Source organism: Rhodoferax sp. TH121 (genome assembly GCF_002251855.1).
Taxonomy (GTDB): Bacteria; Pseudomonadota; Gammaproteobacteria; order Burkholderiales; family Burkholderiaceae_C; genus Allorhodoferax.
Genome location: NZ_NOXW01000021.1, coordinates 1 through 24,012, shown reverse-complemented (window position 1 = coordinate 24,012; position 24,012 = coordinate 1). Strand labels below are relative to the sequence as shown.

Annotated in this window: 19 protein-coding genes and 1 pseudogene; 11 read left to right on the top strand and 9 right to left on the bottom strand. The window is 62.7% G+C overall.

The features are described 5' to 3' along the window. Positions 1–39: 39 nt before the first annotated feature. The 3 genes from fdhD to CHU94_RS10095 are packed head-to-tail and all read right to left on the bottom strand — an operon-like array spanning position 40 to position 3,399. On the bottom strand, positions 40–867 hold the full coding sequence (gene fdhD, locus CHU94_RS10105) for a formate dehydrogenase accessory sulfurtransferase FdhD (RefSeq protein ID WP_255033913.1): 828 nt from the start codon (positions 865–867) through the stop codon (positions 40–42). Next, positions 845–1,099, bottom strand: coding sequence for a hypothetical protein (locus CHU94_RS10100; protein WP_255033912.1), 255 nt, complete (start codon positions 1,097–1,099; stop codon positions 845–847). Before CHU94_RS10100 ends, fdhD begins: the two co-directional genes overlap by 23 nt. Then, on the bottom strand, positions 1,096–3,399 hold the full coding sequence (locus CHU94_RS10095; RefSeq protein ID WP_094479443.1) for an FdhF/YdeP family oxidoreductase: 2,304 nt from the start codon (positions 3,397–3,399) through the stop codon (positions 1,096–1,098). Before CHU94_RS10095 ends, CHU94_RS10100 begins: the two co-directional genes overlap by 4 nt. An 80-nt stretch (positions 3,400–3,479) precedes the next feature. On the opposite strand from CHU94_RS10095, the gene CHU94_RS10090 reads away from it, so the two are divergent. Continuing rightward, positions 3,480–4,046: a nitroreductase gene (locus CHU94_RS10090; RefSeq protein ID WP_094479441.1), complete on the top strand. Its 567-nt coding sequence runs from the start codon at positions 3,480–3,482 to the stop codon at positions 4,044–4,046. A 60-nt stretch (positions 4,047–4,106) separates the two neighbouring features. On the opposite strand, the gene apbC is transcribed toward CHU94_RS10090, so the two are convergent. Continuing rightward, positions 4,107–5,198: an iron-sulfur cluster carrier protein ApbC gene (apbC, locus tag CHU94_RS10085; protein ID WP_094479439.1), complete on the bottom strand. Its 1,092-nt coding sequence runs from the start codon at positions 5,196–5,198 to the stop codon at positions 4,107–4,109. 139 nt (positions 5,199–5,337) lie between these two features. Between apbC and CHU94_RS10080 the strand changes: the two genes are divergently transcribed. Further along, complete coding sequence (locus CHU94_RS10080) at positions 5,338–6,621, top strand: patatin-like phospholipase family protein (RefSeq protein WP_094479437.1); 1,284 nt, start codon at positions 5,338–5,340, stop codon at positions 6,619–6,621. A gap of 12 nt (positions 6,622–6,633) precedes the next feature. On the opposite strand, the gene CHU94_RS10075 is transcribed toward CHU94_RS10080, so the two are convergent. Next, entirely contained in the window at positions 6,634–7,569 is a 936-nt protein-coding gene (locus CHU94_RS10075) for a LysR family transcriptional regulator (protein ID WP_094479435.1), read from the bottom strand. A 116-nt stretch (positions 7,570–7,685) separates the two neighbouring features. Here CHU94_RS10075 and CHU94_RS10070 point away from each other — a divergent pair, with 116 nt between their 5' ends. Beyond that, entirely contained in the window at positions 7,686–8,297 is a 612-nt protein-coding gene (locus CHU94_RS10070) for an FMN-dependent NADH-azoreductase (protein ID WP_094479433.1), read from the top strand. A gap of 109 nt (positions 8,298–8,406) precedes the next feature. Here CHU94_RS10070 and CHU94_RS10065 read toward each other — a convergent pair whose 3' ends face one another. Both CHU94_RS10065 and CHU94_RS10060 read right to left on the bottom strand, forming a co-directional pair. Continuing rightward, positions 8,407–9,162 (bottom strand): hypothetical protein, encoded by a 756-nt coding sequence (locus CHU94_RS10065; RefSeq protein ID WP_094479431.1) that lies wholly within the window; start codon positions 9,160–9,162, stop codon positions 8,407–8,409. Between the two features lie 13 nt (positions 9,163–9,175). Next, a complete protein-coding gene (locus CHU94_RS10060; RefSeq protein WP_094479429.1) occupies positions 9,176–9,745 on the bottom strand; it encodes a PadR family transcriptional regulator in 570 nt (189 codons plus the stop codon). Between the two features lie 138 nt (positions 9,746–9,883). Here CHU94_RS10060 and CHU94_RS10055 point away from each other — a divergent pair. The 5 genes and pseudogenes from CHU94_RS10055 to nadB all read left to right on the top strand — a co-directional run. Continuing rightward, a pseudogene (locus CHU94_RS10055) lies at positions 9,884–11,908 on the top strand (FAD-dependent oxidoreductase); the annotation flags it as partial. A gap of 575 nt (positions 11,909–12,483) precedes the next feature. Beyond that, positions 12,484–13,296, top strand: coding sequence for a crotonase/enoyl-CoA hydratase family protein (locus tag CHU94_RS10050; protein ID WP_094479425.1), 813 nt, complete (start codon positions 12,484–12,486; stop codon positions 13,294–13,296). A 339-nt stretch (positions 13,297–13,635) separates the two neighbouring features. Further along, positions 13,636–15,822, top strand: a complete 2,187-nt coding sequence (metG, locus tag CHU94_RS10045) for a methionine--tRNA ligase (protein ID WP_094479423.1) — start codon at positions 13,636–13,638, stop codon at positions 15,820–15,822. 33 nt (positions 15,823–15,855) lie between these two features. Then, the gene (locus CHU94_RS10040; RefSeq protein ID WP_094479421.1) at positions 15,856–17,526 is read left to right on the top strand and encodes a SulP family inorganic anion transporter; all 1,671 of its coding nucleotides are present in this window, start codon (positions 15,856–15,858) and stop codon (positions 17,524–17,526) included. A gap of 29 nt (positions 17,527–17,555) precedes the next feature. Then, the gene (gene nadB / locus CHU94_RS10035) at positions 17,556–19,163 is read left to right on the top strand and encodes an L-aspartate oxidase (protein ID WP_094479419.1); all 1,608 of its coding nucleotides are present in this window, start codon (positions 17,556–17,558) and stop codon (positions 19,161–19,163) included. 6 nt (positions 19,164–19,169) lie between these two features. Here nadB and CHU94_RS10030 read toward each other — a convergent pair whose 3' ends face one another. Both CHU94_RS10030 and CHU94_RS10025 read right to left on the bottom strand, forming a co-directional pair. Then, positions 19,170–20,408, bottom strand: coding sequence for an EAL and HDOD domain-containing protein (locus tag CHU94_RS10030; protein ID WP_094479417.1), 1,239 nt, complete (start codon positions 20,406–20,408; stop codon positions 19,170–19,172). Positions 20,409–20,476: 68 nt separating this feature from the next. Beyond that, positions 20,477–21,175 (bottom strand): glutathione S-transferase N-terminal domain-containing protein, encoded by a 699-nt coding sequence (locus CHU94_RS10025; protein WP_094480981.1) that lies wholly within the window; start codon positions 21,173–21,175, stop codon positions 20,477–20,479. 88 nt (positions 21,176–21,263) lie between these two features. On the opposite strand from CHU94_RS10025, the gene chrA reads away from it, so the two are divergent. From chrA to CHU94_RS10010, 3 genes are read left to right on the top strand one after another with little or no spacing between them, the layout of a single operon-like run. Further along, positions 21,264–22,625 (top strand): chromate efflux transporter, encoded by a 1,362-nt coding sequence (gene chrA, locus CHU94_RS10020; RefSeq protein ID WP_094479415.1) that lies wholly within the window; start codon positions 21,264–21,266, stop codon positions 22,623–22,625. 9 nt (positions 22,626–22,634) lie between these two features. Then, complete coding sequence (locus CHU94_RS10015) at positions 22,635–22,958, top strand: rhodanese-like domain-containing protein (RefSeq protein ID WP_094479413.1); 324 nt, start codon at positions 22,635–22,637, stop codon at positions 22,956–22,958. Positions 22,959–22,995: 37 nt separating this feature from the next. Next, positions 22,996–23,766: a DUF3592 domain-containing protein gene (locus tag CHU94_RS10010; RefSeq protein ID WP_094479411.1), complete on the top strand. Its 771-nt coding sequence runs from the start codon at positions 22,996–22,998 to the stop codon at positions 23,764–23,766. Positions 23,767–24,012 lie beyond the last annotated feature (246 nt).

Here is a 24,012-nt window from a genome sequence, read left to right as displayed (position 1 = left end):
CTATTCCCCAGAGCTTTGGGGGGCAGGCAGTGGCCGAGCTCAGGGCGTGTAGAGCACGGCGCGTGGTGCGCGGCACAGGCCCCACAGCTGCAAGCCGGTGCGCTGCGCCATGGCGACGGCCAGGTCTGTCGGGGCCGAGATGGTGGCCAAGAGCGGCACCTGCAGGCGCACACACTTGCGGACCAGTTCATGGCTGGTACGGCTGCTCATCAGCACCCAGCCGGGCTGGTTGATCTGGCCACTGCGTGTCACGGCACCGAGCAGTTTGTCCAGTGCATTGTGGCGGCCTACGTCTTCCATCAGCAGTGTGACCTCACCTTCCGGTGTGGCCCAGGCCGCAGCGTGCAGGGAGCCACAGGCCGCATTGAGTACTTGCAGCGGCGCCATGGCCTCGAACGCCCGCAACACGGTCGCCGCGGGCAGGTCGCGTACCCAGGGCTTTTCGGGCATGCGCGGTGGCGCCAGGTCCAATGCCTGCAAGCTGTCCAGCCCGCACACGCCGCAGCCGGTGCGGCCGGCCATGCTGCGGCGCTGGTCTTTCAAACGGGCAAAACAAGGGGCAGCAATCTCCAACTGCACTTCCAAGGCTGCACCACCGTCGATCTGAACCGGCAGCACGTCCATGCCAAAGCATTGGCTGGCGCTGTCCAGAATGCCCTCGCTCAGGGCAAAGCCCAGGGCAAAGGCCTCCAGGTCTTGCGGCGTGGCCATCATCACCGCGTGTGAAATGCCGTTGAACACCAGCGCAACCGGGACCTCGGCCGCCAAGGCGTCGCTCAGCAGCACGCCTTCGGGCTGGCGCAGCACGGGGCTGCGGCTCAACGGTGTGGGCAGGTCCACCACGTCATCCATGGCGTTGCTGGGCACAGTGCTGGCGTCCGGCCTCGGTCAGACCCGCCACCCAGCGCCCATCCTCGTTGCGCATATGCACCCAGCCCGGACCGGCCTGGCCACCCAATACCGCATCCCCCATCAGCGTGAGGGTGCGCATGACCACGCTGGCGCCCACGCCCAGGCGTTTGCCCAAGCGCGGAATCGAGACTGGCGCGGCCTCCTCGGCCAAAACGCGCAGCAATGCGGCCGACAACGCGTCACTCACGCGGCCTGCGCCTCCTGGCGCTGGTGCGGCAGCATGAGCACGGGAATGCATTTGGAGGTGGGCGTACCCGCATTGGCTGCCACCGAAGACAGCGGCACCAGCGGGTTGGTCTCGGGGTAATACGCCGCCACACAGCCGCGCGGGATGTTGTAGGCCACCAGCTTGAAGCCATCAGCACGGCGCTCTTCGCCGTCGTCCCACACGGTCTGGAAGTCGATCCAGTCGCCGTCTTTCATGCCCAGCGCGCGGATGTCTTCAGCATTGGCAAACACCACGCGGCGCTGGCCATACACGCCGCGGTAGCGGTCGTCCGCGCCATAGATGGTGGTGTTGTACTGGTCGTGCGAGCGCGTGGTCATCAGCGCAAACACAATCGCATCACCCTTGCGCTCGCGTGCGCGCTGCAGCGGCGTGCTGGTGGGGACCGCGTGGGTCTTGAACACGGCCTTGTGGCTGGCGGTGTTCCACACCCGTTCGCTGGCCGTGTTACGCAAGCGGAAGCCGCCGGGCACCTGCACACGGGTATTGAAATCCTTGAAGTCGGGGAACACGGCCTCGATCTTGTCGCGGATGCGGCTGTAGTCTTCCAGCAGCCAGAGCCAGGGCGTCTGGCTGCGCGCCCCCAGCGTGGCGGCCGCCAGGCGGGCCACGATGGCGGGCTCGGACAGCAGGTGCTCGGACGCGGGTGGGTTGATGCCCACCGAGATGTGCACCATGCTCATGGAATCTTCCACCGTCACGCCCTGCACGCCACCGGCTTGCATGTCGATCTCGGTACGGCCCAGGCAGGGCAAGAAGAGCGCGGCCTTGCCGTGCACGATGTGGCTGCGATTGAGCTTGGTGGTCACATGCACGGTCAGGTCGCAGTTGCGCAGCGCCTTCCAAGTCTGCACGGTGTCGGGCGTGGCTGCAGCAAAGTTGCCACCGAGTGCGAAAAACACCTTTCCTTTGCCGTCGAGCATGGCCTGGATGGATTCCACGGTGTTGTAGCCGTGGGCGCGCGGGGGTTCAAAGCCAAACACCTTCTGCAGCTTGTCCAGCAGCGCCACGGGCGGCGCCTCCCAAATGCCCATGGTGCGGTCACCCTGCACATTGCTGTGGCCGCGCACGGGGCAAGGCCCGGCGCCGGGGCGGCCGATGTTGCCGCGCATGAGCAGCAGGTTGACGATCATCTGGATGGTGGCCACCGAATTGGCATGCTGGGTGATGCCCATGCCCCAGCAAGCGATCACGCTTTTGGCCTGGCGGTAGACGTCGGCAGCGGCGCGGATGTGCTCCTGCGCCAAGCTGCATTCGGCTTCCAACAACGCCCACGACTCGGCGCGCAGGTCGGCCAGCAGAGCATCAAAACCTGTGGTGTGCTCGGCAATGAAGGCCTGGTCCAGCACGTCTTCGCCAGCGTCCTGCAACTCGACCAGATGTTTCATCATGCCTTTGACAAAGGCAAAGTCACCACCAATCTTTAACTGGAAGTAGTGGGTGCTGATGGGCGAGTCGCCACCCGTGGCCATCTGCAGTTTGTCCTGTGGGTCGGCAAAGCGCTCCAGCCCGCGCTCACGCAGCGGGTTCAGGCTCACGATGCGCGCGCCGCGCTTGGCGGCCTGGCGCAGTTCACCCAGCATGCGCGGGTGGTTGGTGCCGGGGTTTTGGCCAAAGATAAAAATGGCGTCGGCCTGCTCGAAGTCGTCCAGCGTGACGGTGCCCTTGCCCACGCCCACGCTCTCGCGCATGCCGGTGCCACTGGGCTCGTGGCACATATTGGAGCAATCGGGGAAGTTGTTGGTGCCGTACTCGCGCACAAACAGCTGGTACAAAAATGCGGCTTCATTGCTGGCGCGGCCCGAGGTGTAGAAGATGGCCTGGTTCGGGTCCGGCAGCGCGTTCAGATACTTCGCAATCAGTGCAAAGGCATCGTCCCAGGCAATGGGCTGGTATTGGTCGGTCGTGGCGTCGTAGACCATGGGCGCAGTCAAGCGGCCTTGGTCCTCCAGCGCAAAGTCACCCCAGGTGGCCAGCTCGGCCACGGTGTGTTGCGCAAAAAAGTCTGCCGTTACACGGCGTGCGGTCGCCTCGGCGGCTACGGCCTTGGCGCCGTTTTCACAAAATTCAAAGGTGGAGGCGTGGTTGCGGTCGGGCCATGCACAGCCGGGGCAGTCAAAGCCATCGGGCTGGTTGGCAGATAGCAGGGTCTTGGCTCCCTTGAGGGGAATGTCTTGGTGCAGCAGGGCATTGCCCACACTGCGCAGCGCGCCCCAACCACCGGCCGGGCCTTTGTACACTTCAATTTTCTGTTCGCTCATGGCGGCTCCTTGCGACCGCGCGTGGTCATCATTCCAACTAGCATAGCCGAGGACACGCACCCTTGGATTGCCTTCTGCCCATGCCCTCTTCCCCCCCTGGCCTTGCCCCGTTGCTCAGTCGCTACTCGCTGGGCGTGAAGCACCTGACCGACCCCGCCCCGGATGCTGCCCAGCTGCAGAGCATGCTGGCCGCTGCGCTGCGCGCGCCCGACCACGCCGAGTTGGTGCCGTTTCGCTTCGTGGTGGTGCAAGGCGATGCGCGCCAACGCCTGGCCGACCTGTTTGCCGAACATGCCCACCGCAAGGGCAAGGACGCGGAGGGCGTGGCCATGGAGCGCGAGCGCGCGCTGCGCGCCCCCATGACCGTGGCGGTATTGGCCCGCATCGACCTGGGCCACCCGCTGGTGCCCGCGCATGAACAATGGATGTGTGTGGGTGGCGCGGTTACCAACTTCCTCAACGCCGCCCATGTGCTGGGTTTTGCCGGCAAGATGCTCAGCGGCGACAAGGCCCGCGCGCCGCACATCGCCCAAGCCTTTTGCGAGCCCGGCGAGACGCTGGTGGGCTGGGTGGCGCTGGGCACCCCCACCCGCACACCGCACGGTGAAGCGCGCAAGGACACTACACAAGCGCTACGTTTTTGGTAGCTGATTGCGCAATATCCACGAGGTTAAGCACCCTATTTGACTGAGAATAGGACGTGCAGCTCAGCTGTTCTTGCTGATGGTGATAGTGGGGAACTTGCTGGAAAAATCCTTCGCCTGGGCCGCAATCTTGACGGCTACCTGGCGCGCCATGCCTTTGTAGAGCTTGGCCACGTCACCCTCAGGCTCGGCCACCACGGTGGGGCGGCCGCTGTCAGCCTGTTCGCGAATATGCAGAGCCAGGGGCAAGGCGCCCAGGTAGGCCATGCCATAGCCAGCGGCCATCTTCTTGCCGCCGTCGGCGCCAAAGATGTGCTCCACATGGCCGCAGTTGGTGCACACATGCACCGCCATGTTTTCCACGATGCCCAGAATCGGTACACCCACCTTCTCGAACATCTTGATGCCCTTCTTAGCGTCCAGCAGCGCAATGTCCTGCGGCGTGGTCACCACCACGGCGCCCGTCATGGGCACGCGCTGGCTCAGCGTGAGCTGGATATCGCCGGTGCCGGGCGGCATGTCGACGATGAGGTAGTCCAGGTCTTGCCAATTGGTCTGGCGCAACAGCTGCTCCAGCGCCTGGGTGGCCATGGGGCCGCGCCAAATCATGGCCTGGTCGCCATCCACCAAGAAGCCGATGGACATGACCTGCACGCCGTGGTTGCGCATGGGGTCCATGGTCTTGCCGTCAGACGACTCGGGGCGACCTTCGATGCCCATCATCATGGGCTGGCTGGGGCCGTAGATATCAGCGTCCAGCAGGCCCACGGTGGCGCCCTCGGCGGCCAGCGCCAAAGCCAGGTTGGCGGCGGTGGTGCTCTTGCCCACGCCGCCCTTGCCCGACGCCACCGCCACGATGTTCTTCACGCCCGGCAGCAGCTGCACGCCGCGCTGCACCGCGTGGGGAATCACCTTGGTGCTGGGCGTGATGGTCACGCTGCTGACGCCGGGCACGGTCTTGGCGGCGGCGCTGAGCGCCTCCACCATGGCGGGCCACTGGCTCTTGGCGGGATAGCCCAGCTCCAGGTCCAGGCGCACATCGCCGCCTTGCACGGTGATGTTCTTGAGCGCCTTGGCACTGGCGAAGGTGTGCTGGGTGTTGGGGTCGATGACGCCTTGCAAGGCGTCGTGGATGGCTTGAACGGTGACGGACATGAAAACTCCTGAATCCGCCGAGTCTAGCGGCCACCCCATGCCCGCAAGGGCATTGGGTGCATGAGAGGCCAACAATCGCTAGGGTTAACCCCCCGAATTTAGTTGTTTACAAGCGTGGCGGTCTTTTCATAATGGCCGCATGGAGCAAACCCCACCACCCCTGCCGGCCAATGGCCTCTTGCTGACTGGCGGCGGCGCGCGCGCGGCCTACCAAGTGGGTGTGCTAGAAGCCATTGCCGACATTCGCCTGGCCTGTGGCGCGGGCGACGAGCCCAACCCCTTCCCCATCATTGCAGGTACCTCGGCCGGCGCCATCAACGCCGCCGCCCTGGCCTGTGGCACCGACAACTTTGATGCCACGGTGCGCATGATTGCCCACACCTGGCGCAACTTCCACGCCCATGATGTCTACCGCGCCGACCACCTGAGCATGATCCGATCAGGCGCCACCTGGCTCACGCTGCTGTCGCTGGGCTGGTTGCTGGCCAAGTGGCGGCGTATCAAGCCCCGCTCCCTGCTGGACAACGCCCCCCTGGCCGAGCTGCTGCAAAAACTGGTGCCGCTGGAGAGGCTGCCAGACCTAGTGCGCCAAGGCCATCTGCAGGCGCTGGCCGTCACCGCGTCGAGCTACAGCACGGGTGACCACGTCACGTTTTTTGAGGGTGACAAACGCATCATGCCGTGGATGCGCACGCAGCGCTTTGCCGTGCGCGACCGCATCACCCATGCGCACCTGCTGGCCTCCAGCGCCATCCCCTTTGTGTTTCCGGCTACGCAGTTGCACATCAACGGGCGCAATGAATACTTTGGCGACGGCTCCATGCGGCAAAGCGCACCAGTAGCGCCCGCCATCCATCTGGGTGCAGAGCGCATCCTTGTGATTGGCGCCGGTCGCATGCATGAGCCCAAGAACGAAGCCCACCTGCACACCACCAGCAGCTACCCCAGCATTGCCCAGATAGCGGGGCATGCGCTGTCCAACATCTTTTTGGATGCCTTGGCGGTGGATGTGGAGCGCGTGCGGCGTATCAACCAGACCATCAAGCTGGTGCCCGAAGAGGCACGCAAAGCCAGCGCACTCAAACCTGTGGAGCTGCTGCTGATTGCGCCCAGCCAGCGGCTGGATGCCGTGGCCTCGCGCCACGTGGGCGACCTGCCCCACGCTGTGCGCACCATGCTCGGTGGCGTGGGCGTGTCGTCCCAGAAGGCTGACGTGAAAGGAGCGGCCTTGGCCAGCTACCTGCTGTTTGAAAGCGGCTACACCAGCGAACTGATGGCGCTGGGATATGCGGACGCGCAGCGCCAGCGGGCCGAGGTCTGCAAGTTTTTTGGCTGGACCGACCCCGACGCCATCACCGAGCCTGGCGCCCTGGAAAGTTCCGCACGGCCAGAGCGGCGCGTGGACCCGCTGCGCCTGCGCTGATTGCGCACCGCCTCAGTCGATGGAGGGGCAGCCTGGCGGTAGCACGGGCATGCCTTCGTTGCTGGTGTGTTCGTCCAGAAAATCCAAAAACCGCCGCACCGCAGGCACCATGCCGCGGCGCGAGGGGTACACCGCATGGAAAATGCCGCGCGGCGGCGCCCAGCCCGGCAGCACATGCACCAGCCGGCCTTGCTCCATCTCGCGCCGACACATGTAGTCCGGCAAAAAACACATGCCCGTGCCCTGCAACGCAGCGTACTTGAGCGTGAGCAAATCATCGGCCACATAACGCGGCTGGTGCACCAGGGTGTGCGTGGCGCCACCCGCCCCCCGCAACAGAAGGCTGGCGCGGCCATCCACGGCCGACATGGAAATCGTATCCATGCGCGCGAGGTCATCAATCGAGACAGGCTGCCCCTGCCGCTCCAGCTGCAGCGGACTGGCCACCAGCACCGTGTTGGACTCGCCCAACTTCTTCACCACCAGGCTGCCGCTGTCGTCCAGCGAAGGGCGCACACGCAGCGCTACATCCACGCCCTCTTCCACCAGGTCCACTACGCGGTTGCTGATCCGCATGTCCACCTTCACCAGCGGGTGGCGCGCCAAAAACAGCGCCATGATGGGCCCCACCGTGCTTTGGGCCAGCGTCACCGGGCAGGCAATCCGAATGGTGCCGCGTGGCTCAGTCTGCACCTGCTCCACTGCCTCGGCGGCCGCCTCCGCGGCATCGCGCATGGCAATGCAGTGGCGCAAATACACCTCGCCCACCTCGGTGACTGAAAGCTTGCGCGTGGTGCGCTGCAACAGGCGCACACCCAGCCGGGTTTCCAGCTCGGCCACGCGGCGCGAGAGCTTGGATTTGGGAATGCCCAAATGCCGCCCGGCAGCGGCAAAGCCACCCCGCTCCACTACCTCGGCAAAGTACAGCATGTCATTGGTGTCTTGCATAAGCGCCCTTCATTGTTCCAATTTCAGGACAATCTAACGCAAATATGCTGACTTATCAAACATTAAGCTTTCAATGACACTAGTTCCATCGAACCAACCTCATCAAAGGACCTGTCATGAAACTCTTGCACATCGACTCCAGCATCCTGAGCGCACACTCTGTCTCCCGCCAACTGACCAAAGACACCGTGACCCAGTGGGTCAGCAACCACCCCGGCACCACCGTGGAATACCTGGACCTGGCCGTGGACACGCCCAGCCACCTGTCTGCCGACTCCTTGGGCTTCCGCGCCCCCGCTGGTGCTGAACAAACGGATGTGCAGAAGCGTGAAAACGTCATCTCTGAGGCGCTGGTGACCCAGTTCCTGGCCGCCGATGTGATCGTGGTGGGTGCCCCGCTGTACAACTTCAGCATCCCCAGCCAGCTCAAGGCCTGGGTGGACCGCATTGCCCAAGTCGGCCGCACCTTCAAGTACACCGAAACCGGCCCCCAAGGTCTGGCCGGCGGCAAAACCGTGATCGTGGCCTCCACCCGCGGCGGTGTGTATTCCACCAACGACTGGGGCCGTGCTGCTGAACACCAAGAGAGCTACCTGCAAACCGTGTTCGGCTTCCTGGGCATCACCGACGTGCGCTTTGTGCGCGCCGAAGGCGTGGCCATGGGCGACGCCAAGAAGGCGGAAGCGTTGGCTGAAGCAGCCAATGGAATTGCGAAGCTGGCAGCTTAATTTGCTTGCCTTTCAGTATTGCCCGCTAGGTACTGCTTAAAGTAACAAAGCCCGGCATTTCCGGGCTTTGTTATTGGAGACTCAGTCATAAGGGAAACTGCACGTCCTCTCAGTCGACCTTCACCATATTCAAGCCTGAGAGGTCCAACTCCATCTGTTTTGCAATTCGAACTTGGATGGCCTTGCGGATCTCATCAAAAAGTGGCTCTGCTTGCTCCTCTAACTTTTTCCACCCCTCCTGCTGCAATTTCCAATCAGCTGCTTGGCCACCAACGGACTTCGCCACACTCGCCGACCAAAGCAAGCTCTTGATTGCATCAAACTGAACTCGCAGTTCCTCGGGAAGGAAAATGCTGTGGCGCGTCGCATACACATGAAAATCCCGAATAGCTTTCTCTGCCAGCCAATTTTTATGCGCATCGTAGAGACGGTTGTACTCTCTCTGTCGATATTCAGTGTGCACGCCAAGCAGGTAGCGCTTATTTGCCTTGCCGAATGCCTCAACACCTTCAATAAAGTCGCTCCAGTCTTCCTCGCTCATCCTTGAAACGTCTGGGTAGGACTGCATCGGCGATACGACCCATTTGAGAGTGCCCATAGCTTCGTCGAGAAGACCCCACGCTTCTGGCAATACCTCGAATTCCTTCTGATGAATACGATTGAGTCCATTCGCGGCTGTATCCAATCTCTGTTTGAGCTTGGACAGCTCAACCGAATAACCGTGCTCAACTAACTTCAGCCGTTCCTTGAACTTGTTTTCGAGCCATCTATCACCAAGCGTCTTAAAGATGATATATGCCAGTGCGGTTGATCCCCCTCCATAGGCCAGAAGTTCGAAAATGAACTTTCCAATTTGATCTCCCATTGCGCCCCCCTAATTAGTCATTCAATATTATTGGTTTTGCGGCACCCGCCGACACCTCCAACACTGCCAAAGCCTCCCGCGCCCAGGCAATGCTGCCCTCCTCAAACATGATCCCCTTCTTCAGGATCAGATGCTGCAGCCGCTTCGCCCGCGGCATCGCATCCCCCCGAGCAAAGTCGCGCGCCTCTATCGCGCGGTAATGCGCTAACCGCTCGGTGTGCTGGGCAATGCGGGCGCGGAGTTCATCACTCAAGTCCACTTCATTCAAAGCGGCATCGGCGCGGATTTTGACTGTGAACTCATCCCGCAAATCCATAGGCGCAGCAGGCTCGCTGGTCCAGCGCACCAGTTCGGCCCGGCCGTCCGGCAGCACCTTGTACTCCCGCTTGCGGGTGGCTCCGGCGTCGGGCGCGCTGTCAGAGACGATCCAACCCTTCTCTTCCATGCGGGCCAGTTCGCGGTAAATCTGCTGGTGCGTGGCGTGCCAAAAGTAGCCAATGGACTTGTCAAACCGCCGCGCCAGCTCGTACCCTGAGGAAGGTTTTTCAATCAACGATGTGAGCACGGCATGGGCAAGCGACATGCGGGCGAGTCTAAGGGCAGCACTCTAACTATGCAACCAGTTGCATAAATCTGGCTAGACTTCTACACTGCAACTGGTTGCATAGCCGCGCGTGACTTGGTAACGGCCGGCCACCCGAACACATAACAGGAGACACCCATGACTGCCACGCTCACCTACCCCCACATGCTCGCCCCTCTGGATTTGGGCTTTACCACCCTGAAAAACCGGGTGCTCATGGGCTCCATGCACGTGGGCCTGGAAGAAGCCAAAGACGGTTTCACCCGCATGGCCGCCTTTTACGCCGAGCGCGCCAAGGGCGGTGTAGGCCTGATCGTGACCGGCGGCATTGCCCCCAACGACCGCGCCCGCCCCATGCCCGGGGGTGCAGCCATGACCACGCAAAAGGAAGCCGACAAGCACAAGGTGGTGACCGACGCCGTGCACGCTGCGGGCGGCAAGATTTGCATGCAGATCCTGCACTTCGGCCGCTACGCCTACCACCCCGAACTGGTGGCACCCAGCGCCCTCAAGGCGCCCATCAGCCCATTCCGCCCCCATGCGCTGACCACGGAAGAAGTGAGCCAGACCATTGAGGATTACGCCAACGCGGCGGCCCTGGCCCAAAGCGCGGGCTACGACGGTGTGGAGATCATGGGCTCTGAGGGTTACCTTATCAACGAGTTCATTGCCAAGCAAACCAACCAGCGCGACGACGAGTGGGGTGGCAGCTACGAGAACCGCATCCGCTTTGCCCTGGAGATCGTGCGCAAGACGCGCGCACGGGTGGGCGCTAACTTCATCATCATCTTCCGCCTCTCCATGCTGGACTTGGTGGAAGGCGGCTCAACCAAAGAAGAAGTGGTGCAGCTCGCCCAGGCTTTGGAAGCCGCTGGCGTCACCATCCTGAACACCGGCATTGGCTGGCACGAAGCCCGCATTCCCACCATCGCCACCAAAGTGCCACGCGCCGCGTTTGCCTGGGTCACCGAGCAGCTCAAAGGCAAGGTGAAGATTCCGCTGATTGCCACCAACCGCATCAACACGCCTGAAGTGGCCGAGCAAATCCTCAGCAGCGGCCAGGCCGATATGGTGAGCATGGCCCGCCCCTTCCTGGCCGACCCGTTGTTTGTGCAAAAGGCGGCTGAGGGCAAAGCCGACCAGATCAACACCTGCATCGGCTGCAACCAGGCCTGCCTGGACCACACCTTTGGCGGCAAGATCACCAGCTGCCTGGTGAACCCGCGCGCCTGTCACGAAACCCTGATGGTGGACAGCCCCGCCCCCAGCAAAGAGCGCATTGCCGTGGTGGGCGCAGGCCCGGCCGGTTTGGCCTTTTCGACCGAAGCTGCCAAGCGCGGCTTTGAGGTGACGCTGTTTGACGCTGCCAGCGAAATCGGTGGCCAGTTCAACGTGGCCAAGCAAGTGCCCGGCAAAGAAGAGTTCTACGAGACGCTGCGTTACTTCGGCAAGCAGATTGAGCTGACCGGCGTGAAGCTGCAGCTGAATCAAAAAGTCAGCGCACAAGACCTGACAGCCGCCGGCTTCAAGCACGTGGTGCTGGCCACCGGCGTAACACCACGCATGCCTGAGATTGAAGGCATTACTCACCCCAAAGTGCTGGGCTACCTGGACGTGCTGCGCGACAAAAAGCCCGTCGGCAAAACTGTGGCACTGATTGGCGCAGGCGGCATCGGCTTCGATACCGCCGAGTTCCTGCTGCACGAAGGCACCAGCCCCAGCCTGGACCAAGCCAAATTCTTCGCTGAGTGGGGCGTGGACACTGCATATGCCAGCGCTGGTGGCTTGAAGCCCGCGCACATCGAGAAGACACCGCGCAAGGTCTACCTGCTGCAGCGCAAGACCAGCAAAGTGGGCGACGGCCTGGGCAAGACCACAGGCTGGATTCACCGCACCTCGCTCAAGAACCGCGAGGTGGAAATGATCAACGGCGTGACCTACCGCAAAGTGGACGACGCCGGCCTGCACATCACCGTGGGCGACAAGGACATGGTGCTGCCGGTAGACAACGTAGTGGTCTGCGCCGGCCAAGACCCGCAGCGCGCGCTGCAGGCTGACCTGCAAGCCGCAGGCGTCAACGTGCACCTGATAGGCGGCGCTGATGTAGCTGCCGAGCTGGATGCCAAGCGCGCCATCAAGCAAGGCACCGAGCTGGCTTTGGCGTTTGGTGCTGTGCCTGCTCAGGCTGCTGAAGCAGGCGCTGCCCCCACGTTGGCGCAAACCCTGCCCGCACCGGTGGCTGCCAGCCTGAAGCTGTGGCACGAGATGATCGATTCCAAAAACTTGGGCGAACTGCCCAGCATCCTGCACCGCAAGGCCGTGTTCCGTTCGCCCATGGCGCACACGCCCTACCCCAGCGCGCAGGCAGTGCAAGTCATCTTGAGCAACGTGATTCAGGTGTTTGAAGACTTCCAATACCACCGCGAGCTGGCAAGCGCGGACGGACACAGCCTGGTGCTGGAGTTCAGCGCCAAGGTCAACGGCAAAGAACTCAAGGGCATTGACATGGTGCAGTTCGACGCCGAGGGCAAGATCACTGATTTTGAAGTGATGGTGCGCCCCATGAGCGGCCTGCAAGCGCTGGGCGACGAGATGGGCAAGCGCTTGGCGCCCTATCTGGCCATGATGAAGCCAGCCAAGACCTGAAGGCTGGATTCATCAACACTATAAAAACAATAGCTGCTCGCGCACATTCCATGGGGGCTAGCAGCCAAAAACACTCATAAACAGGAGACACTATGCAGTTTGAAACCCTCAGCGTCACGCTGGACGCGCACATCGCCACCGTGCGCCTGAACCGGCCCGACAAAGCCAATGCTATGAGTGCCACCATGTGGCAAGAGATTCGCCAAGCTTTCGAGTGGGTGGACCGCACGCCCGAGGCGCGCGTGGCCGTGCTGCAAGGCGAAGGCAAGTTGTTTTGCGCGGGCATCGACCTGCAGATGATGATGGGCATGAGCGCGCAAATCGCCAACGACTGCGATGGTCGTAGCCGCGAAGCCATGCGCCGCGTGATCCTGGACATGCAGGACACGCTGACCAGCCTGGAGCGCTGCCGCAAGCCGGTGCTGGCTGCTATCCACGGCGGCTGCATCGGGGGTGGCATCGACCTCGTCACCTGCGCCGACATGCGCTACGCCAGCGCCGACGCCTACTTTTGCATCAAAGAAATCGACATCGGCATGACTGCCGACGTGGGCACTCTGCAGCGCCTGCCAAAGCTGGTGGGCGATGGCATCACCCGCGAACTGGCCTACACCGGCCGCAAGATGGATTCTGATGAGGCCAAGCAGATTGGCCTGGTGAACCGGGTGTTTGAAAGCCGCGAAGCTCTCTACGTGGGTGTGCAGGAGATTGCCGCCACCATTGCGGCCAAGTCTCCTCTGTCGATCCGCGGCACCAAAGAGATGATCAGCTACGCCCGCGACCACAGCGTGGCTGACAGCCTGAACTACATCGCCACTTGGAACGCCGCCATGCTGATGAGCAAGGACCTGACCGAGGCCATGACGGCGAACATGCAGAAACGGGTGCCGGTGTTTAAGGACTGAGTTTCTTTTAGCTCCTGCGTTTTTGCTGAGCCCGCAGCAGGCTTGGGGTACGTTCCTCCGCTCGTGTCCCCCGCCCGCTCCAGCGGGCTCCTCCTTGACCTCGCTGCGGCACGCACCCCAAACCTGCCGCTACGAAGGGGGAGTTTCACGGGCCTACACACCAAGTCACTTCGGGAGCGGGGTGGCTGGTTGTTTTGCGCAGGTAAAGGAGGAGCCCGCACAGCGGGCGGGGGACACGGAGCAAAACAGCCAGCCGCCCCGCTCCTGAGCCCGTACTGGCGGCAGGCCACCCCACCCCCGACTAAAATCACCGGTTCCTCTGTGAAAGTCGATTTCCCCATGCCCCGCCAACTCTTCGTTACCACCGCCCTACCCTACGCCAACGGCAACTTCCACATCGGCCACATCATGGAATACATCCAGGCCGACATCTGGGTGCGGTTCCAGCGCATGCAGGGCAACGCGGTCAACTTTGTGGGCGCAGACGACACCCACGGCGCGCCCATCATGATTGCGGCCGAAAAGGCCGGCAAGACACCCGAGCAGTTCGTGGCCGACATTGCCGCCGGACGCAAGCAGTACCTGGACGGCTTCCACATCAGCTTCGACAACTGGCACAGCACCCATTCGCCCGAAAACACCGAGCTGGCCCGCCAGATCTACCGCGACCTGCGCGACCGCGCCGATGGCAGCCTGATTGAAGTGCGCACCATTGAGCAGTTCTTCGACCCCGAGAAGAACATGTTCCTGCCGGACCGCTACATCAAGGGCGAATGCCCCAAGTGCCACGCCAAAGACCAGTACGGCGACAACTGCGAGGTCTGCGGCTCGGTCTACGCGCCCACTGACCTGATCAACCCATTCTCGGCCCTCTCTGGTGCCAAGCCCGAGTTGAAGAACTCCGAGCACTTCTTCTTCAAGCTCTCCGACCCACGCTGCGTGGAATTCTTGGAGAAGTGGACACAAGGCCCTGATGAAACTGGCAAGCCGCGGCTGCAGCCCGAAGTGGCCAACAAGATCAAGGAGTGGTTCAGCGTGCGCACCAACCCGGACGGCACCCAGAGCGAAGGCTTGGGCGACTGGGATATCAGCCGCGATGCGCCCTACTTCGGCATCGAGATTCCCGATGCGCCGGGCAAGTACTTTTATGTGTGGCTCGACGCGCCTGTAGGCTACTTGGCGTCGCTCAAGAACTGGTTCGACAAAGGCGGCCCCAAAGCCAAGCACGGCGACACGCGCAGCTTTGAAGAGTACATGGCAGCTTCTGATACCGAGCAGTACCACTTCATCGGCAAAGACATCGTCACCTTCCACACGCTCTTCTGGCCCGCCATGCTTAAGTTCAGCGGCCGCAAGACGCCCAATAACGTGTTCGTGCACGGCTTCCTGACCGTGAACAACGGCGAGAAGATGAGCAAGAGCCGCGGCACCGGCCTGGACCCACTCAAGTACCTGAGCCTGGGCATGAACGCCGAATGGCTGCGCTACTACCTGGCGGCCAAGCTGAGCGCGCGCAATGAAGACATCGACTTCAACGCCGACGACTTCATGGCACGGGTGAACAGCGATTTGATTGGCAAGTACGTGAACATTGCTTCGCGTGCGGCGGGCTTTATCACCAAGCGTTTTGACGGCAAGCTCAGCACCAGCTTTGGTGCCACCGGCGCCGCCCTGCTGGCCGAGATTCGTGGTGCCGCTGACGGACTGGCTGCCAGCTTCGAGGCCCGCGAGTACAGCAAGGCCACGCGCGAGATCATGCTGCTGGCCGACAAGGTCAACGCCTATGTGGACCAGAACAAGCCCTGGGATCTGGCCAAGGACGTCGCCAACAACGCGCAGCTGCATGAAGTTTGTTCCGTGCTGATCAACGCCTTTACCGCGCTGACCCGCTACTTGGCTCCGGTGCTGCCTGGCTTGGCGCAAGCCGTGGAAGGTTTTGTGGGCCAGAGCATGCAGCAGTGGACAGTGGCGGGCGACGTGCAGTCCATCCAGCCCTACCAGCACCTGATGCAACGCGTCACCCCCGAGCAACTGGACGCACTTTTTGAGCCAAAAGAGTCTGTAACCCAAGAGGAACCTGCGCAAGCAGCTCCTAAAAAGGTAGCGAAATCAGCGCCCTCAGCGGTGCCTGCTGACCCCAACGCCCCCGGTGGCGAGGCACTGGCGCCCACCATCGGCATTGACGATTTCGCCAAGATCGACCTGCGCATCGCAAAAATCGTGAACTGCGAAGCCGTCGAGGGCTCCACCAAGCTGCTCCGCCTGACCCTTGATGTGGGTGAGAAGAACGCCGAGGGCCAGCCCACCACGCGCAATGTGTTCAGCGGCATTGCCAGCATGTACAAGCCCGAAGATCTAGTGGGCCAGCTCACCGTGCTGGTGGCCAACTTGGCGCCGCGCAAGATGAAGTTCGGCATCAGCGAAGGCATGGTCTTGGCGGCCAGCCATGCGGACGAAGCCGCACAACCCGGCATCCACGTCCTCACCCCCTGGCCCGGCGCCCAGCCCGGCATGCGCATCCACTAAGGCACGCCAAACCCGCCCCTGCCCTCGCACCGCATGCAAGCTCCGTTGGAATTTCGCCCCAAGCTCTTGCAGGCTTTACAGGGCTATTCCCGCCAGCGGTTTTGGGGCGATGTGGGGGCCGGCCTCACGGTGGGCGTGGTGGCGCTGCCGCTGGCCATGGCCTTTGCCATTGCCAGTGGGCTCAAGCCCGAGGCAGGGCTGTTCACCGCCATCATTGCGGGATTTCTGATCTCGGCCCTGGGTGGCAGCCGTGTGCAGATTGGCGGACCGGCGGGCGCCTTCATCGTCATCGTGTATGGCATCGTGGAGCGTTATGGCCTGGCCAACCTGATCATTGCCACGGCCATGTCGGGCGTCATGCTGTTTGCGTTTGGCCTGTTCAAGCTGGGCACGCTGGTGCGCTTCATTCCCATCTCGGTGGTGATTGGGTTTACCAATGGCATCGCGGTGCTGATTGCGGTGTCGCAGGTCAAAGAATTCCTGGGGTTGCAAGTACCCCAAATGCCGGGCAATTTCTTTGGCATTGTGCAAACCATCTTCCAGTCACTGCACACCATCAACGGGTACGCCACCCTGCTGGCGCTGGCCTGCCTGGGTCTGATCGTGGGCTGGCAATGGGCTGTGCCGCGGCTGGCAAACACACGGGCTTGGGCGCGCAAGTGGACGCTGGTGCCAGGCTCCATCGTGGCGCTGGTGCTGGCCACGCTTCTGGTCAGCGTCAGCGGCATTCCGGTGGAAACCATTGGCACCCGGTTTGGCGGCGTGCCCAGCAGCCTGCCCACGCTGGACTGGCCCGAATTTTCGTGGGAAACCGCGCGCTTTTTGTTGCTGCCGGCCTTCACGCTGGCGCTGTTGGGCGCGATTGAATCATTGCTGTGCGCACGTATTGCCGACAGCATCATCGACGACCGCCACAACCCCAACCAGGAGCTGATGGCCCAAGGCATTGCCAACTTTGTGACGCCGTTTTTTGGTGGCATGCCCGCCACCGGCACCATTGCCCGCACGGTAACCAATGCCAAAAGCGGCGCCACCAGCCCGGTGGCCGGCATGGTGCATGCGGCCACACTCTTGCTGGTAGTGCTGGTGGCCGCACCGCTGGCACACAACATTCCGCTGGCGGCCATGGCCGCCATCCTGATGTTTGTGGCCTGGAACATGGGCGAGTGGCGCGAGTTTGTGCACCTGCGCCAGTACCGCTTGCCCTACCGCGCCACGCTGTTGGCGGTGTTTTTTCTGACCGTGGTGTTTGACCTCACAGTGGCGGTGGAAGTTGGCCTGGTGGCGGCCTGCGTCACCTTCATCTACCGCATCTCCAGCCTCTCGCGCTGCGAGCAGGTCAGCACACACGACTACCAGCCACTGGCCGGGCTGGAGGCACGCGTGGCGGCCTACCGGCTGCACGGCGCCATCTTTTTTGGCGCGGTCAAACTGATCGAAACGCTGGAAGACCGGCTACCCCAGCGCGTGCTGGTGCTGGACTTCAAGAATGTGCTCTACATCGACTCGTCAGGCGCCGATACGGTGGCCGACCTGGTGCGCACCTGCCACAAGCGGGGTGTGCGGTTTATCGCCTGCGGGCTGGCGTTCCAGCCGCAGGACATTTTGCTGCGCTGTGGTGTGATCGAGGCCCTGGGCCCCGAAAACCTCAGCCCCACGCTGGCCCAAGCCTTGGAGCTGGCGGTGCACGACGCCCAAGGCTAGCGCAGCGTCTCAATCCACTACCTTTTTGCATGTCCGCTATTACCTCTTCTTCTCTGCAATTTGATGTGCTCATCGTGGGCAGCGGCTTGGCCGGGCTCAGCGCCGCACTCTTGCTGGCGTCTACCCACAAGGTGGCCATACTCACCAAACGGGCCGTGCGCGAAGGCAGCAGTGGCTGGGCGCAAGGTGGCATTGCCGCCGTGTGGGACAAGGACGACAGCTTTGCCGCCCACGTGGACGACACGCTGGTGGCCGGCGCCGGCCTGTGCGACCTCAAGGCCACGCAGTTTGTCGTGGAAAACGCGCCGCAGTCGATTGCCTGGCTGCAAAAGCTGGGCGTGCCCTTCTCGGAGGAGGCAGGCCACGCCGGGCAGTTGCACCTCACCCGCGAAGGCGGCCACAGTGCGCGACGCATCGTGCACGTGACCGATGCCACGGGCGCCGCCGTACAACAAACGCTGATCGAACAAGTCAAAGCCAGCCCCAACGTGACGCTGTTTGAACACCACACGCTGGTGGACCTGATCACCACCGCCAAACTGGGCCAGCCGGGCGAGAACCGCTGCGTGGGCCTGTACGCGCTGGACGACGACACCGACGAGGTGCTGACCTTCCAGGCGCCACACACCATCCTGGCCACGGGCGGTGCGGGCAAGGTCTACCTCTACACCACCAACCCCGACACCGCCACGGGCGACGGCATTGCCGCCGCCTGGCGCGCGGGCTGCCGCGTGCAGAACATGGAATTCATCCAATTCCACCCCACCTGCCTGTACCACCCGCACGCCAAGAGCTTTTTGATCAGCGAAGCCGTGCGTGGCGAAGGTGGCCGCCTGCTGCTGCCCGACGGCACCCGCTTCATGCCCGCGCACGACCCACGTGCCGAGCTGGCACCGCGTGACGTGGTGGCACGCGCAATTGACTTCGAGATGAAAAAAGGCGGCTTCGATTGCGTCTACCTCGACATCTCGCACCAGCCCCTGGCGTTCATTCAAGAGCACTTCCCCAACATCTACGCGCGTTGTCTGGAGCTGGGCATCGACATGTCCAAGCAGCCCATCCCGGTGGTACCCGCTGCGCACTACACCTGTGGTGGCGTGGTGACCGACCTGGACGCGCGCACCGATGTGGCGGGCCTGTATGCCGTGGGTGAAACCGCTTGCACCGGCTTGCACGGCGCCAACCGTCTGGCATCGAATTCGCTGGTGGAGTGCATGGTATTTGCGCGAGCAGCTACTACTTTGATAGCAAACGAGCTTGCCAACGGCAGCACCAATGCCCCCCGCCAGTTGCCCGCTTGGGACGACAGCCGCGTGACCGACTCCGATGAATCGGTGGTGATCTCGCACAACTGGGACGAGCTGCGCCGCTTCATGTGGGACTACGTGGGCATTGTGCGCACCAACAAACGCCTGGACCGCGCCGCCCACCGCATTGCACTGCTGCAAGACGAGATTCAGGAGTTTTACGCCCACTTCCATGTGAGCCGCGACCTGCTGGAGCTGCGCAACCTGGTGCAGGTGGCCGACCTGATCGTGAAGAGTGCCCAGGCCCGGCACGAAAGCCGCGGCCTGCACTTCAGCCGCGATTACCCCGCGCTGCTGGCGCAGGCGGTGCCGACCACGCTGGTGCCCTGAGACTCCCTACTGGTACACCGCATCGGCCCAGACAATGGCTTCCATGTGGGCCACGTTGATCTCGCGGTAAGAGAGCTCCAGCCGCTGTGCCGCCTCTGAAAAAATGGTGGCGTCTTCCATTTCGCAGGCAATGGTCATGGCCAGCAGGTCCATGTATTTGCCAGAGCCCTGGAGCAGCGCCTCGGTAATCGCGCCATCCAGCCCCAGCATGGACAGGGCCTCGGCCAGCGTACAGCCCAGCATGCGGTCCAGCAGAGAGAAGAGGCCAATCAGAAACGCCTCCTCCTGCTCCTCGGGCGATAAGGTTTTGGCACCCAGCAGCTCCATCATCTTGGCGCGCACCACGGCCATATTGCCAGCGAGACTGGGCTTGCCGTCCACCCCCGCCGTCATCAGCATGGCAGCCCAGCGCTGCAGGCGCTCGTTGCCCAGCAGCATCACCGCCTGGCGGATGGACGTGATCTTGGTACGAAGGCCCAGTCCGGCGGAGTTGATGAGACGCAGCAGGTTGTAGCCCAGCGCCGCGTCCTTCTTGATGGCGAGCTCGATCTCGTCCACATCGGCCTCGCTGCGCAGCTTGTTGAACAGGTTGGCAGCACTGGCCTGGCTGGGGCTAACCACCTGGCTCTTGAGCACCTCGGGCTTGGAGAACCAGTAGCCCTGGAAGAAGTGAAACCCGATGTCACGGAACACCTCAAACTGCGCCGCACTCTCCACCTTCTCGGCCACGGCAATGGCACCCGTGCGGCTGTGGATGGCGTCCACCAGCGCCTTGAGTTTGGCGGGGTCGATGGCGCGTACGTCCACCTTCACAAAATCAGCAATGCCTTGCCAGGACTTGTAGACCGGTGCCACCACCGTGTGGTTGAAGGCCAGCCGGAAGCCGCGCTTGCGCAGCGTCATCATCTTCAGGCGCGCCTCCTCAATACCCGCAGCATCATGGCCGGGGAAGGGCGGCACCTCGATGATGGTGCGCTGGGGCACCAAAAAGTCCCAGTGCGAGCCAGTCAGGCTCTCATGCGTGGCGTTGATGAAAAGGTCGGCCTGGCCATTGACCAGCTTGCTGCTGCTCTGCGCCATGACGTTGAGCACCAGCGACACATCGCTGGCCAGCGTGTGCGCCCGGTCCCCCTGCGAGCGGTTGAACAGCTCGTAGCCCACGATGGACTTGTCAGCGTCGACGATGTGCTGGCGGGCAATGGAAAAACTGGATACGTCAGAGTTTTCAGCGTCTGAAGAATTCACGGCGACCTTTCTGCAGCGCGGTGGGGGTGCCCACCGCCTCTCGGCACGGCAATGATGCCTGAATTGGCTCAGGCTGGAATGGTCAGCCCACGCTCGACCGCTGGCCGCGCCACAAACGCAGCCAGCACACGCGCCACCTCGGGAAAGTCGGCAAAACCCACCAGCTCACCCGCGCCATAGAAGCCGATCAGGTTGCGCACCCAGGGGAAGATGGCAATGTCGGCAATGCTGTAGTCCGCGCCCATGATCCAGTCGCGGCCGGCCAAGTGCTTGTCCAGCACACCCAGCAGGCGCTTGCTCTCGGCCACGTAGCGGTCGCGCGGGCGTTTGTCCTCAAAGTCTTTGCCGGCAAATTTGTGGAAGAAACCGAGCTGGCCAAACATGGGCCCAATGCCGCCCATCTGGAACATCACCCACTGGATGGTCTCGTAGCGCTGGGCCGGGTCCTTCGACATCAGCTGCCCGGTTTTCTCGGCCAGGTAGATCAGGATGGCGCCGGACTCGAACAGCGCCAGCGGCTGGCCGCCGGGACCGTGGGGGTCAATGATGGCGGGGATCTTGTTGTTGGGGTTGAGCGACATGAACTCGGGCGTGAGCTGGTCGTTGGTCTGGAAGCTGACCAGGTGCGGCTCGTAGGGCAAGCCCAGCTCTTCCAGCGCAATGCTCACCTTCACGCCATTGGGCGTGGGCAGTGAATACAGCTGCAGGCGGTCCGGGTGCTGGGCGGGCCATTTGGCGGTGATATGGAAGGCAGACAAATCGCTCATTTGCATATTCCTTTTTGCTCTGATTTTGATAGCTGTTTGCGCATATTCCACGAGGGCTAGAGGCACAAACCGCTTAGACTATCCGACTATGAATGCCCAAGCATCCACCAAGGATACCGCCCCCACCGAAGCACCGCTGTCCGTGTCGCCTTGGCAGGCCTTTGCCTTCTGGCTGAAGCTGGGCGTTGTGAGCTTTGGTGGGCCTGCCGGGCAGATTGCCATCATGCACACCGAACTGGTGGAGCGGCGGCGCTGGATTTCGGAGAAGCGTTTTTTGCACGCACTCAACTATTGCATGCTGCTGCCCGGCCCGGAGGCGCAACAGCTCGCCACCTACATAGGCTGGCTCATGCACCGCACCTGGGGCGGCGTGATGGCGGGGGCGCTGTTTGTGCTGCCCTCGTTATTCATTCTGGTCGGCCTGTCCTGGGTCTACATCGCCTTTGGCGACGTGGGCTGGGTGGCCGGCATGTTCTACGGCATCAAGCCCGCGGTGACGGCCATCGTGCTGCAGGCGGCACACCGCATCGGCGCGCGCTCGCTCAAAAACAAGGCCTTGTGGGGCATTGCCGCAGCCTCGTTCGTGGCCATCTTTGCGCTGCAAGTGCCCTTCCCGCTCATCGTGCTGGGCGCGGCTTTGCTGGGCTACGCCGGTGGGCGCTGGGCGCCCGCCCTGTTCAACAGCACGGGCGGGCACGGCGCCGCGGCCAAACATTTTGGTGCCGCGCTGATGGACGACCACACCCCCACACCGGCCCACGCCCGCTTCCATGGCGGCCGCCTGGCCATAGTGGTGCTGGCAGGTGCCGTGCTGTGGGCGCTGCCCATGGGCGCGCTGACCTGGGGTCTGGGCTGGGACCACACCTTCACGCAAATGGGCTGGTTCTTCACCAAAGCAGCCCTGCTCACCTTTGGCGGGGCCTATGCGGTGCTGCCTTATGTGTACCAGGGCGCGGTGGGCCACTACGGCTGGCTCACCCCCACCCAAATGATCGACGGCCTGGCGCTGGGCGAAACCACGCCAGGGCCACTGATCATGGTGGTGGCTTTTGTGGCGTTTGTGGGTGCGTATGCCAAAGCGGTGCTGGGGCCTGACCAGCTGTTTCTGGCCGGTGCCATGGCCGCCTGCCTGGTCACCTGGTTCACCTTCCTGCCGTCCTTCATCTTCATCCTGGCCGGCGGCCCGCTGGTGGAGAGCACCCACAACGATGTGAAGTTCACCGCGCCGCTCAACGGCATCACCGCTGCGGTGGTGGGCGTGATCGTCAACCTCACGCTGTTTTTTGGCTACCACGTGTTGTGGCCGCAAGGCTTTGCCGGCACATTTGATGCGGTAGCCGCGCTGATTGCATTGGGTGCCGCTATCGCGCTGTTCCGCTACAAACGCAACGTGATGCACGTCATTGCGGCGTGCGCACTGGTCGGCTTGCTGTTGTCACTTTTTCCCTAGGAGACGCCCATGGACGCCATCACCGCCACCGAACTCGCCCAGCTCCAAGCGCAAGGGCAGGCCCTGACCTTGCTGGACGTGCGGCGCGACAGCGCACGCCTGCGCGACGGCACCCAGATTGCCCGCAGCGCCTGGCACAATCCGGCCCAGTGGCTGGACTGGAAAGACCAAGTCCCCAAAGATGTGCCGGTGGTGCTGTACTGCGCGCACGGCCAAGAGATCAGCCAAGGCCTGACCACCGTGCTGCACGTGATGGGGTTGAACGCGCGCTACCTCGATGGCGGCATTGCTGCTTGGCAGGCGGCAAAACTGGCCACCGAACCAGCCGCTTGATGCTGCCTCCCTTCAACCGATCAGATCGGTCGCAACCATGCAACTAACCTCCGCCGGTGTCGTCTTTCTGACCAGCAGCGCCGCCTTCCTGGCGGCTGCGGTCTGGCTGGGGCGGCGCGTGTCGCGGCGCAGTTCCGGCAAGAAAGGCGGCAGCGCGCTGCTCGTCATCATCATCTTTGCCTTGCTCGCCTTGTTCGTGCCCTTCACCTACTTGACCGGCCAGGCGCTCTACGCCTTGGCCACCAAACCCAGCTACCGCGCCACCGTGGTGGGTTATACCTCCGAATTGCGCGATTACGAAGAAAAAGACTCCCATGGCCGCACCGTGCGGGGCCAGCGCATGATGCACACGGCCCAAGTGCGCTTCACCGGGCCCGATGGAGAAACGCTGGAGTTGCCCAACTCGGTGGCCTCCACCAACGTGCCGCGTGAAGGGAGCCGGCTCACGGTGGTGTACGCGCCAGGCGACAGATCCGCCACCGAACTCAGCCCCCGCAGCGTGGGCCTGTGGCTGGGGTCCTGCGTCATGCTGTTCATCCTAGGCTACTTCTTGTGGGCCACCCTCTGGTACGCACTGGGTCGCCCCATGGCAGGCGTAGCGGCCTTCGGCACCATGTTCTTGTTCCGCATCTTCTTGCCTGGCGTCAGCCTACTCATGGCGCTGACCCTGGGCTACGTAGCGCTCAAGTACTTCGCCCTGGGCAACCCCGACGGCTACCCGCTCTGGGTGGCAGCCATGTGCGCCTTGTTTACGCTAGCGCTGCTCCCCTTGTTGGTGACGCTGTTTACGCGGGGGAAAAGGGAATAGGCGGGTTGAGATATGCGGGGAGCACGCTTGAATTGCTACTTATTTAATAGCTGCTTGCGCATATTCCGCGAGGGCTAGAGGCAAAAAATGCTCAAGAATAGGCCGGCGCCGAGAGCCAGAGGCAACACGCCCCTTGGATGCCTGCTCTCCAATGCCGCACGGCTTTCCCTCGACGGTCAACGCGGGGACACGGAGACAGCTGCTTCAGACTGACTGCCGACATTTGGTGCGCTCCGAAGCAGTCGT